Source organism: Tangfeifania sp. (assembly GCF_055108615.1).
In genome coordinates, this window is record NZ_JBSQIC010000006.1 from 22,890 (window position 1) to 35,418 (window position 12,529).

General features: G+C 40.5%; 11 protein-coding genes and 1 pseudogene. 6 read left to right on the plus strand and 6 right to left on the minus strand.

Annotated elements, in window-relative coordinates:
• Positions 1-17 precede the first annotated feature (17 nt).
• A complete protein-coding gene (locus tag ACTCNA_RS02510; RefSeq protein ID WP_462946323.1) occupies positions 18-1,205 on the plus strand; it encodes a hypothetical protein in 1,188 nt (395 codons plus the stop codon).
• Between the two features lie 190 nt (positions 1,206-1,395).
• A complete protein-coding gene (locus ACTCNA_RS02515; RefSeq protein ID WP_462946324.1) occupies positions 1,396-2,148 on the plus strand; it encodes a transposase in 753 nt (250 codons plus the stop codon).
• 64 nt (positions 2,149-2,212) lie between these two features.
• Here ACTCNA_RS02515 and ACTCNA_RS02520 read toward each other — a convergent pair whose 3' ends face one another.
• Entirely contained in the window at positions 2,213-3,208 is a 996-nt protein-coding gene (locus ACTCNA_RS02520) for a GntR family transcriptional regulator (RefSeq protein ID WP_462946325.1), read from the minus strand.
• Positions 3,209-3,499: 291 nt separating this feature from the next.
• On the opposite strand from ACTCNA_RS02520, the gene ACTCNA_RS02525 reads away from it, so the two are divergent.
• Positions 3,500-4,069, plus strand: a complete 570-nt coding sequence (locus tag ACTCNA_RS02525; protein WP_462946326.1) for a nitroreductase family protein — start codon at positions 3,500-3,502, stop codon at positions 4,067-4,069.
• A gap of 57 nt (positions 4,070-4,126) precedes the next feature.
• Here the strand turns inward: ACTCNA_RS02525 and ACTCNA_RS02530 are convergent, their stop codons facing one another.
• Positions 4,127-5,038, minus strand: coding sequence for a proline dehydrogenase family protein (locus tag ACTCNA_RS02530; protein ID WP_462946327.1), 912 nt, complete (start codon positions 5,036-5,038; stop codon positions 4,127-4,129).
• 223 nt (positions 5,039-5,261) lie between these two features.
• On the opposite strand from ACTCNA_RS02530, the gene ACTCNA_RS02535 reads away from it, so the two are divergent.
• From ACTCNA_RS02535 to ACTCNA_RS02545, 3 genes are all read left to right on the plus strand, one after another.
• On the plus strand, positions 5,262-5,867 hold the full coding sequence (locus ACTCNA_RS02535; protein WP_462946328.1) for an OmpH/Skp family outer membrane protein: 606 nt from the start codon (positions 5,262-5,264) through the stop codon (positions 5,865-5,867).
• A gap of 88 nt (positions 5,868-5,955) precedes the next feature.
• Positions 5,956-7,137, plus strand: coding sequence for a glycosyltransferase family 2 protein (locus ACTCNA_RS02540; protein WP_462946329.1), 1,182 nt, complete (start codon positions 5,956-5,958; stop codon positions 7,135-7,137).
• A gap of 1 nt (position 7,138) precedes the next feature.
• Complete coding sequence (locus tag ACTCNA_RS02545) at positions 7,139-8,443, plus strand: DUF3472 domain-containing protein (protein WP_462946330.1); 1,305 nt, start codon at positions 7,139-7,141, stop codon at positions 8,441-8,443.
• 336 nt (positions 8,444-8,779) lie between these two features.
• On the opposite strand, the gene ACTCNA_RS02550 is transcribed toward ACTCNA_RS02545, so the two are convergent.
• The 4 genes and pseudogenes from ACTCNA_RS02550 to ACTCNA_RS02565 form a co-directional block, all read right to left on the minus strand.
• Positions 8,780-9,298 carry a PDDEXK nuclease domain-containing protein gene (locus tag ACTCNA_RS02550; RefSeq protein ID WP_462946374.1) on the minus strand — a complete coding sequence of 173 codons (519 nt, stop codon included), beginning with the start codon at positions 9,296-9,298 and terminating at the stop codon, positions 8,780-8,782.
• Positions 9,202-9,792: pseudogene (locus ACTCNA_RS02555) on the minus strand (DUF1016 N-terminal domain-containing protein). The gene ACTCNA_RS02550 and the pseudogene ACTCNA_RS02555 overlap by 97 nt, the downstream one beginning before the upstream one ends.
• Positions 9,793-10,144: 352 nt before the next feature.
• Positions 10,145-11,488, minus strand: coding sequence for a Gfo/Idh/MocA family protein (locus ACTCNA_RS02560; RefSeq protein WP_462946331.1), 1,344 nt, complete (start codon positions 11,486-11,488; stop codon positions 10,145-10,147).
• 200 nt (positions 11,489-11,688) lie between these two features.
• On the minus strand, positions 11,689-12,528 hold the full coding sequence (locus ACTCNA_RS02565) for a TIM barrel protein (RefSeq protein WP_462946332.1): 840 nt from the start codon (positions 12,526-12,528) through the stop codon (positions 11,689-11,691).
• Position 12,529 lies beyond the last annotated feature (1 nt).

Sequence of the window (12,529 nt, forward strand, 5' to 3'; positions counted from 1 at the left end):
TTCAAAATAGTTGTTTTATGAGTAAATACTATTTAACTATTTCAAATCGACTACCTATTACAACTCTCATAGAAAAATACTACTCATTCATCCCAGAGGAGTTGTTCTTACTGGCCAAACGAAAATCTAATTTTGATTATATTTCGTTCAATCATGAAATAAACTGGACTCCTGAGCTGATTGAAAAACTGGAAAAAGGATTGGATTGGTCAGTTTTTTCTGTCAACAAATCGGTGCCATGGGAAACGATAACTCCAAAATATGAATCGTTTATTTCGTGGAAAGAAGTGTCTGATAATCCTGCATTTATTTGGAAAGATGAGTATCTGAAAAAACATAGCGATGAAATAGATTGGTCTGATGTGAGCAGAAGCAATGCTAAGTTTACTGAAGAAAACTTGTTCCAGTTTCGCAAATTCTGGGATTGGGAAGGACTTTCCGATAACCAAAATATACCCTGGTCGGAGGAGTTGTTGGATGGTTTTGCCACCTTGTTAAATTGGTCAACATTAAGCGGTAATCCGGCTTTGCCATTCACAAAACAACTGATTAATAAATTTCGTGATTCGTGGAATTTTAGGTTGATGAGTTCAAATCCAAAATTAGTAAGTGATAAATTTTTGCCTCTCCTGAAAAGCTTTACTTCGCTGGATTATGAGCTGGTTTCCTTTTATAAAGAAGATTTCACTATAGTATTTATTGAAAAATACGCAGACAAACTTGACTGGCTTGAATTATCGGAAAACGAACATTTACCCTGGTCCGAGGAATTTTTCAATCACTTTTCAGACCGCTGGCATTTTATAGAAATGTCAGGCAACACTAAAATTCCGTGGAGTATTGAGTTGATTGAAAAATATAAGAATGAGTGGAACTGGAAAGGTGAAAAATACGGAAAAGACGGATGGAATTTAAGCTTAAGCAGTAATGAAGGGTTACCCTGGTCGTTCGGTTTTATTGAAAAGTATAATCATAAACTGGAGTGGGGCCACCTCGTTCACAATCCGATTGAAGATTTTTACGAAGTAATTGATGGTATTACATGTTTAAGAAAACTTAACTGGACTGTTGAGAAAATGGCAAAATATGCATCTCATCTTCATGAATATTTTTTTCTGAATAACAAAAATTTCTACACCGCCATCGAAAATGAAATTGGAAAAGAAAATATTTTTCAACTATACAATGAAATCGGTTTCTCGTGATCGAAATTGCTCTGAGGGAACCGTTCTTTCCAAAGAGAACGGTTCCTTTACGCTGCTCTGAGAGGGAACCGTTCTTTTCTTTCAAAGAACGGTTCCTTTACGCTGCTCTGAGAGGGAACCGTTCTTTTCTTTCAAAGAACGGTTCCTTTGCTCCGATTCCGGAAAATATTTTCTACCTTTAAAATAAAAAATGCCTTCGATAAAAACCGTAACACCCATTTTGGGAGGAAATTATTACCACATTTTTAACAGGGGAGCAAACCGCCAGAATATTTTCTACCTGCCCAAAAATTACGATTACTTTCTCAAATTATTGAAGGATTTTTTGAATGAATATGTTCATTTTCTTGCTTATTCGTTAATGCCCAACCATTTTCATTTGATAATAAAAGTGAGGGATGAAATACATTTGAAGAACAAGGGAACCGTTCTCTCTAAAAAGAATGGTTCCGTTGCTCTACACGACCGAGGGAACCGTTCTTTCAAAAAAGAGAACGGTTCCATTTCTTCTCAAAACAGCGTCCGAGAGAACGAAGGGAACCGTTCTTTTCTTCCCGAGAACGGTTCCTTATTAACTAATGAAACAGAAATCGGCAAAATAGTTTCGAACCAATTTAAACGGCTGTTTATTACTTACGCCATGGCAATCAACAATCAGGAAAACAGGGTTGGGAATCTTTTCGATCCAAAATACAAACGTCTTCTCATAGAAAATCAGGATTACCTGGAATATGCGATATTCTATACCCATTATAATCCTGAAAAGCATGGAATTATAGATAACTTCAGACAATACAAATACAGTTCTTTTAAAGCGATAAACAGAAAAGGAAAAACCAGCATGGCAAGGGATTTTGTCCTTGAATTATTTGGAGGGAAAAAGGAATTTTTGAATTACCACAATGTATTGCACGAGGAGCGAACAGAAATTATACTTGAATAGCTGATAAAACCAAGGAAAGTCTTAGGGAACCGTTCTCTGAAAGAAAAGAACGGTTCCTTTGTTCTTAAAGTGAGGAACGCAACTTCAACGTTGTTGGTACCTCAAATTGCACGGCATTTCCTGAAGTGACAAATTCGGCGGCTTTCTGGCCCATCAGTTCAAAATCGGTTGAAATAACCGAAATGCCGTTTTTCACATATTTCTTCATGGGTGTTTCATTGTATGAAATTACGCCGGCTTCGTGTCCCGGTTCAAATCCCTTGTCGGCACACTGGTCGAGAAACCATGCCAGGGTGCGGTCGCTAACCAGCAAATACAAACCACCTTCTTTTACAATAAACTGTTCCGGTTCAAAAACAACTGAATGTTCTATTTTATTTTCAGTACAGAATTTTTTGAAATAATTGATGGCTACCTTTGGATGATAAGTGAAGGGGGGATAAAAAAAGGTAAAATGTTTGTATTTTTTTATGCGCTCCAGATTTTGTTGCAGGCAGGTGTAAACAGGCTCGCCAAAATTCTGATAAACAGCCGATTGCTCACTTTTGGCATGTATTTTCCAGTCGATGACAAGCAACTGTTCATCCGGAATTTTGTGAATAATACCAGGTATTTTTTCATGGTCAAAATTCATGATAATGTACTTGCTGTATTTTCCCAGGCTTTCAAAAATAATTTTTTCAAAAACGCCAATATTATAATGGTGAAAATGTAAATCGACACTGATATTTTTGGAAAGGTGTTTCAGAAACGAACCGTACAAAACCTCTTTGTAGGCCTTAAACGTATCGAGAAACAGAAAAACCTTTGTAATTTTTTGAGTGACAAAGTAACCACGGTTAGGAACCGATTCCACCACTCCCCGCCTTTTCAATTCGGCATAGGCTTTAAAAACAGTATCGCGCGAGAGGCGGCTCTCTTTCATTATCTGGTTAACCGACGGCAACATATCGCCTTCTTTCAACTGGTTCCGGCTGATGGAATCCACAATGGTATCAACCAACTGCTGAAATTTCAGGACGTTGGAGTTGTCGTCGATTTTGAAGTTAAAATTTGTCATAATAAATATTAAAATGCCAGAACACCAACTGTTCTGTTCTGTTCTACAAAACTAAAAATTAATATGAATTAACAGACATTTGCCCCAGGCAAAACAATAGATTAATGAAAGTGGCGTTAAAAGAGAAAGGATAAGGCAGTTACCATTTCAGAGTGGTTAAGTTTGGTCAGCATTACTTCTTATTTTCAGGTAACTTTCCCTTATCCTTTTTCAGTTTAAAAATAATGGTTATTCCCTGATTTCAAAAATCAATTTGTAACTTTAACTCACAAAACAAATAAACAATAAAAAATGATACGCGACCTTATAATGAAAAACCGCAGCTACCGCCGGTTTGATTCCACTGTTAAAATAAGCCCCGATAAAATTGAAAAATGGATAGAGCTGGCCCGTTTTTCGCCAAGCGCACGAAACCTGCAGCCTTTAAAATTTGCCTTCAGCACCGACGAAAAAATCAATAAACTCATATTTCCGCACCTTGGCTGGGCCGGTTATTTAAAAGATTGGAACGGCCCGGCAGAAGGCGAACAACCGGTGGCTTATATTGCCGTTTTGAAAGACAAATCGCTGGCTGATGGAGTGCACTGCGATGACGGAATTGCTATTCAAAGCATCCTGCTCGGTGCGGTGGAAGACGGTTTTGGCGGCTGTATTATTGGCACGGTAAGCAAGAGCAAAGTGGCTAAAATCTTCAAACTGCCCGATACCCTTGAAATTTTATGGGTGATTGCCCTCGGGAAACCAGCTGAAAAAGTAGAGCTGGAAACGGCTAAGGATAACAAAATTAAGTACTGGCGCGATAAAAATGAGGTACACCATGTACCCAAACGGCCACTGGATGAATTGATTATCAGAAAATGATTGGATCGAAAAAAGGATGGCTCGCGCCATCCTTTTACTAGTTGTTTAACCTTAAAATCACCCTCTCACAAAAAGAGCTTTTATAATATGCTGAGCAATTTTCGGATTCTCCTTCAGCCTGCGTGTGCAGTAGTTAAACCATTGTTTTCCGAACGGAACATACACCCGCATGCGGAGCCCCTGATCGATGATTGACTGCCGCAAATCGGGTGTTACCCCGTAAAGCATCTGAAATTCGTACATACTTTTGTCAACATTGAACTTCTCAATCAATTCAAGTGATTTATCTACCAAATATTTATCGTGCGTTGCAATGGCAGCGTACATTTTATTTTCGAACATAAACTCCAAGTCTTCCAAATAATGCTGCTGTACTTCATTGAAATTTTTGTAGGCAATTTTTTCAGGCTCAATATAAATTCCCTTGCACAGCCTGAAATTCAGTGGATTTTCAGCCGAATTCAACTTATTCAGTTCCTTCAAATCATCTAAAGTGCGGCGCAGGTAGGCTTGTACTACCAACCCCACATGGGCAGGAAATTCAGGATATAGTTTCCTGAAAAGCTCCAGTTCCAGATCAACACACTGCGAATCTTCCATATCAATACGCACAAATGTTCCTTTTTGACTGGCAAGTGCCACAATTTCCCGGATATACCTGTAGCAGGCCTCTTTATCGATTAAAAGGCCGAACATGGTAGGTTTCAACGAAAAATGGCCGGTAATTTCCTCAGATGCAAAGCGCTCAATTATCTCCAGGTATTTGTTTTTATTTTCGAGGGCTTCTTCCATTGTTTGGATAAATTCGCCCAGCAAATCGACTGTTACATCAATATTTTGCTGGTTGAGCAACCTGGAACCAAGAACACCTTCCTCAATTGTTTCACCTGCAATATATCTTTTCGAAAATACCCAAACCAACTTTTCGGGCATGTAGGGCAAAACGTTAGCAATTAGTTTATTCAACATTTTTAGCTTTAAAGTTCAACATCATTGATTTATTATGGTAAAAATACAATTTGTATTATGTCTATTTCAATGATGTTTATCAGTGCCGGGTTATGATTTAACACAGGTTTTATTAAATATAAACTGCTTTTTAGGTCAAGAAAAAAATAGCAGTTACCGCTGTTGCTTTTAACCGAAAAAATTAACTTTGTTGCGTTTTAAAAACAAATAAAGCTGACAGATAATGAAAGGAACATCTTCAATAATTGGAATTGTGTCGTTGGTTGCAGTGGCCGTTTTGTACATTTTGTATTTTACGGGTAAAAACGAACCGGTAAAAGAAGCTGTTAAGCAAGAACTGGCCGCAGAACAGAGTGGAGAATCACTGAAAATTGCTTATGTAAAAGCCGATTCAATAATTTTGAATTACGACCTGGCACAAGACCTGCACGATGAATTCACCAAAAAACAGGAAGCTTACAATTCGGAATACGGTACAAAACGGGAGACGTTTGAGAAAGAGGCCGCTGCATTTCAGGAAAAACTGCAACGCGGAGGTTTCCTGACCGAGCAAAGGGCCATTCAGGAACGCGACCGCCTGGTAGGCAAAGAGCAGGAAATTATGCAGCTCGACCAAGAACTGTCTGCAAAGCTTTCTGAAATTCAGGCTGCCAACAACGAGCAAATTTTAGACAGTTTGCTGGGTTACCTCGAAGAATACAACCAAAATAAAAAATACGACTATATTTTTAACGGTGCCGAAATTTTGATAGGAAATGAAGCAAACAACCTTACAGCCGAAGTACTGAAGGCACTAAATGAACGCTACTCAGGCGAACAGGAAGATTAATTTTACAGAAAGATATCGTAATTAATCCGGGATCAATACCCGGATTTTTTTTGCGGAAATTGCAAGCTTCAAAAAAAAATTAAAAAGTATGTTTGCCAGCCGGTACCTGAAAAAAAATAACAACAAAGCATTAATCCAGCAATCCCCTACCGATAAAACCGGCATTAGCATTGTTATCCCGTGTTTCCGCGAACCTCAAATACTGGATACGCTCAATTCGTTGAAAAATTGCAAACCCCCAAAATCAAATGTTGAAGTCATCGTGCTCATCAATCATGCTGAAACAGCACCCGAAGAAATCCGGAAATTCAATGCACAAACAAAACAACAAATTGATGAGTGGGTTCCTGAAAACGATACCGAAAAAATTTCCTTTTTTACTGTTGGCCCGGTTGAACTGAAAAAGAAGTGGGCCGGTGCCGGCCTTGCACGCAAAAGTGGGATGGACGAAGCCGTAAGACGCTTCAATGAAGTTAACAAACCGGATGGAATTCTCGTTTCGCTCGATGCCGATACACTGGTGCAAAACAATTACCTCGTTGAAATTGAAAATTATTTTGACAGCCATCCTGAAGTTCCCGGCGCAACCATTGCCTTTGAGCACCAAACTGCAGAATTAACCGGGAAACACCTTAAAGGAATCAGGTTGTACGAAAAATACATGGAGTACTATAAAAAAGCACTGGAATACACCGGTTACCCTTACCCCATGTTTACTGTGGGTTCTGCTTTCGCGGTCACTGCCGGTGCGTATGTAAAACGCGGCGGGATGAACCGCAGGCAGGCAGGCGAAGACTTTTACTTCCTGCAAAACCTGGCTCAAATCGGCCCGGTTGGCCAAATCAACACAACCAGGGTTTTTCCTTCGGCCCGGCTCTCGAACCGCGTACCATTTGGCACGGGCCCCATTCTTCGAAAATGGATGGAAGGAAAAGAAGATCTCACGCAAACCTACAACTTTGAAGCCTTCGGTGATTTGAAGGATTTTTTTGATGTAAAGGACCAACTCTTCCTGGTAGAAAAACAAGACTACAAACTTTTCCTGATGAAACTCCCGCTACCAGTTGGCAATTTTTTAATTGAGGATAATTTCCGGGAAGATATTAAGGATCTAAACCAAAACTGCTCTTCGCTTAAATCATTTCAAACCCGTTTCTTTCAGAAATTCAATGCATTTAAAATTTTAAAATTTCTGAATTTCAGCCACGACCAATTCTATTCAAAAGCCAGTCTCGACGAACAAATTGAAAAACTTAAAAAATCTCGATAAAATGAAAACACTTAATTTATTCGCCACACTATTTTTAATTACCACACTGTTTGCCAACTGTGAAACCGGATCGCAGACAGCGGAAAAAACCAGCTATTCCTATTCAATTCTCCCATCCGGTAACAGCTGGGTGATTGACAATTCATCGAAAAACCAGGAAGTGATTCATCCGGAAGGTATTCAAAACTGGTCGGATGAAAATGTAAAAATCCGTACCTATTTCAGGGTAGAAAATACCGGAAAACTCCACCTCGGGATGGTTGCCCGCTCACCCGGAGGGCCATCAACCATAAAGGTTTCGTGCGGCAAATTTTCTAAAAACAGTATAGTTGAAAATAATTTTGCCGATACCATTGCCATTGGCACCTTCGGGATTGATGAACCCGGTTATCATTTCATTGAAATTGAAGGCGTTGAAAAAACAGCAGCAACCTTCCCCGAAATTGAGTCGTTTTTAATTGGTGGCGAAGCCACTCAGGGCCAGGTTCATTTTGTGAAAGACGAATTCTACTGGGGGCGCCGCGGCCCGTCGGTTCACCTGAACTACCAGCTGCCCGGGAATGCAGAGAACATACGGTATTTTTACAATGAAGTGACTGTGCCTGAAAATAACGATGTGATGGGTTCGTATTTTATGGCTTGCGGATTTGGCCAGGGATACTTTGGTATGCAGGTAAACTCGCCCACCGAACGCAGAATCCTGTTTTCGGTCTGGAGCCCTTTTCAAACCGACAACCCGGAAGAAATTCCCGAAGAGGACAGAATCGTATTGCTGAAAAAAGGGAAAGACGTTTACACCGGCGAGTTCGGGAATGAAGGCTCGGGCGGACAAAGTTTTCTGCGTTACAACTGGAAAGCCGGAAACACGTACCGGTTTTTGCTGAAAGGTGTACCGACCGGAAACGGGGAAACCGATTTCACTGCCTGGTTTTTTGCTCCCGAAGAAAATGAATGGCGGTTGATTGCCAGCTTCAGAAGGCCAAAAACCGATACCCATTTAACACGGCTGCACTCCTTCCTCGAAAATTTCATTCCTGATACCGGAAACATGGAACGCAAAGGTCACTACTCAAGTCAGTGGTTTTACGACGCAAGTAACCAGTGGACTGAAATCACAAAAGCGAAATTTACAGCCGATAACACGGCTCGAAAAGGGAACCGGCTCGATTATGCCGGAGGTGCCGAAAACAGCTCTTTTTTCCTGAAAAACTGCGGTTTCTTCAACGAAACAACGCCCATCGATTCGTTTTTTGAAAGGGAAAAAAGTAATGAAGCACCCGAAATCGATTTCAGCAAATTACCATAAATAGAATTAGTTCAAATTACTTCGGTGTCAATTATTTAAACCTTGAAGGTTTCGAGCCTTCAGGGTTTATGGTAATTCCGGCAGTGCCTATGGCCAATTTCTTTATGAATTCCCTTCTCGATTTTTTCATATTTTTTCGAAATTTACAGAAAGTTAGTGGTTTTAATTTGCAAATTGGAAGATTTTATTCAGATTATCAGCAACGGTTACGTGTAAGTTTAGGTGCGGTTTTCGGGCTGATTCACTGTCCTAAAACACCGAGATTGAAGCGGTTTAAATGGTTGAATATCAGTGCCATGCCCGCGATTAAATTTACACATTGTTAACTCTCGGCTTTTATTCTTTTATTACATTTTCTAATTCTCTAATAAGTTCGTCTTTGTCGGGTAAAACGTATGTAAATTTTGAGGCAAATACATTATTTTCTAACCCTTCCAGAATATATTCTGCTGCAATTTCGTCTTTCTCTGCACATAGAATTATACCGATAGGCGGATTGTCATCTTTGTCATTGACCTCTGCTTTGAAATAATTCAAATACGTGTTTAATTGTCCGGCATGATTTATTTGTAGTTTGGTGGTTTTTAACTCAATCAAAATATAACAACGAAGAATTTTATTGTAGAAAACCATATCTACATAGTAATGTGTGTTGTTAATTGTTACTCTTTGTTGTGAACCAACAAACATAAACCCTCTGCCGAGCTCTAATAAAAAGTCTTCTATATGCCGGATTAATTTTTTCTCTAATTCCTTTTCTAAAATTGGTTTTTGTTCCGGTACTCCAAGAAATTCAAAAACATAAGGATTTTTACAATGTCTTGAGGTTTTAATATTTGTTGCCCTTTTTGAGATAGTTCCAAAAGTTCCTTTTTGTTGGTTTCTCCCTTTGAAAGAAGTAGTCTTTCATAAAGAGAACTATCAATTTGTCTTTTTAACTCTCGGACTGACCAAGATGAGTTGATTGTTTCTTTTTCGTAGAATCCTCTCTTTTGCGAATCTTCGATAATCAGGAGTTCACATATATGAGACCAAGTTAATTGTCCAGACACTGTCTGGACATCGGGGTATTCCATGTAAAACTTTCTCATATTGAAAAGATTCGACCTTGAAAATCCTTTTCCAATCTCCTCGGTTAATTATTTGGATAATTCAAGGATTATTTGTCTTGATGATGAATTGTCAATGTTATTAACCTTTTCATTCTCGATAATTATTTTTCCAATATTCCAGTACGCTGTAATTAACTCATTATTTACATTGATTGCTACTGATTTTCTTGCGGAGAAAATAATTTCTTTAATGTTGTCAATCAGGTTATTTTGATTTTTTTGTATATCTTTTTTCATAAATGTAAAGATAGTTATTTTGTGTATTGCCTGATTTTCAAGCTTGGCGTTAACTTATTTATCTGTTCCTATTTTCCAATTCCACCCCCCAACTGGTTGCAGGATATGTTCATATTTAGGTGGCTTTACTGATCGTAAATTTTCCTGGAAATACCGCCCAACCGCGGTGAGATTTTCCGGGAATCCGGCAAATTCATTTTGAAATTCTATGGCGGGTGTTTCTTTCAATGGTTTTCGGTTGATGTTCAGGGTTAAATTTAGACAACTTTGGTTAAATAAGCAAGTAATAAAAAAATTCCCCGGCTGAAATCAACCGGGGAAATATTAATCATGAATCTGTTTTATTCAGAAATTAAACAGTAGGTTTCCAGCCCGGTTCGTACTCGCGGCTCCACAGTTTCATGGCATGGCGGTCGAACATGCGGCCGTTCCGTTCGTCAATATCGAATCCTTTGCCAATGCGGTAGGCAATGTTGGAATAGTGTACCATGGCCATGCTGACGCTGGCATCGTCTATGGGCGCAGTAAGTTTAGCCTTGCCACGTATTCCGTCGAAGAAGTTCATTACGTGGGTTGTGGTCATGTCGCCACCACCGCCAAGTGCCGTTCCGGCTTCGTTGGATGACGATTCGCTGTCTTTTACTTTTTTGCCTTCGCGGTCGTACAGAATATATTTTCCACGATCCACAAAAACAGCCCCTTCGCTTCCGTAGATAATTGTTCCGCGGCCTCCGCCATACGTGTCGTAGGCATTGCGGCTTTTACCATCCCAGTTGATGACTTTATCGCCGGCAAATTTAAACGTGGCGTACATGGTGTCGTACATTTCCCATCCGTCGTTCATGAAATGACGTTTTGCGGCTTCCACATCCACGTGCATCGGAAAATCAACCTGAAGTGCCCAACGTGCAACATCCAGTTCGTGCGTTCCGTTATTTCCTGACTCTGCTGTTCCGTAATCCCAGCCATACCAGTGCCAGTTGTAGTCCCATGTTTCCTCGGTGTATTCGCGGCGCGGTGCCGGTCCCTGGAACAGATTCCAGTCGAGTCCATTGGGCACCGGAACTCTTTTCTGAACCGGAACTTCTCCGCGGCGGTTGGTATAAAATGCCACAGCCTTGTAGGGCGTACCGATTACGCCGTTATGAATCTCATTTATAATCTCGTTGGTGTGGCCCGACGAACGCTGCTGGTTACCCATCTGCACCACTCTGTTGTATTTTTTCCCGGCTTCAACCAGGATTTCATTTTCGAACATGTTGTGGCTGCATGGCTTCTCAACATATACATGTTTACCGCCTTTTATGGCCATCACCGAGCCGGGTGTGTGCCAGTGGTCGGGCGTGGCGTTGAAAATGGCATCAACGTCCGGATCATCAATTACGTTCCGGATATCGTTTTCCAGTTTTGGTTTATAATCAATGTATTCCGAAAATTTGCGGGCAGCCTTTTCGCGCTGGCTTTTCATGACATCGCAAAGGTAAGCCAGTTCCACGTTGCTTTCTTTCCGGCTTACCGGAGCGTAATAAGCTCCCAGTCGTCTTCCCAATCCAACAATTGCAACATTTATCCGGTCGTTGGCTCCAATAATTTTACTGTAACTTTTTGCCGACATCCCCATTGCCGAACCACCCACTGCAACTCCGGCGGCACCAGCTGTTACTTTTCGTATAAAATCTCTTCTGTTTGAACTCATATTTTTCTGTTTTAGATTTTCAATTTTAATGATTTTAACTCTCCCTCTTTTCCCTCTCTTCAAGAAGAGAGGGACGATACGTCGCAAGACGTATCAGGGTGAGTTTTATATTTCATCTGCCTGCAAAGCACTACAGTAAAATACCTAAATATTGAAGGTTATAAATTCGTATACATTTTTATAATCATACTTTTAATCCCTTACAACATAGTCAGCACCCCTTTGGTGTAGCCAAACGATTCCATCATTCCGGGAAGCGGATCATTTCCGTCGGCTTCATATTCAAGCGCGAGTGTTCCTTTGTAGCCCAGTTCATCCACAGCTTTCAGGAATGACTGAAAATCGATGACACCCCTGCCAATGATACAGGTTTTCCCTTCGGGTTTGGCGGCTGTTACATCTTTAATATGAATGTCAAAAACACGGTCAGAAAAATCTTTCACATCCTGCTCGGGATCGCGATCAATGCGTTTTGTATGGCCGATGTCGATGCACAATCCCATACGCTCGTCGCGATTTTTGATAAGATTGTAAGCGCTTTCGGCGCTCGGATACAACTCATCGCCCGGCCCATGGTTATGAATAGCGAGTTTGATGTCGTATTCTTTCACTTTTTCTTCCACATAATTGAGCAAATCGTGGTTCGGAACTCCGACAATAATGTCCATTCCGGCGGTTTTGGCGTATTCAAAAGCCTGATCGACCTGCTCTTTGTTTTTCATGTAAATCACGCCTCCGCCATAAAGTGTAACTCCTTTTTCTTTGCAATCGGCAACTGCTTTTTTAATTTCAGCTTGATCCGAGTCGAGCGGAAGGTGCATACTTTTAAAACAGATACGATCGACTCCGCAACGCACCGTCATGTCAAGAGCCTGCTCACGATTGAAATTCCGAAGCGAGTAGGATGCAACTCCCAACTGAAAATCAAACTTATTTTTTTTGCCAGTTGCTCCTGGAACGGTGGCATTTGCCAGCCCGGGCACCGTTGCTGCTGCCAAACCAATTCCGGCAGCTTTTAAAAAATTTCTTCTGTTAGTCATG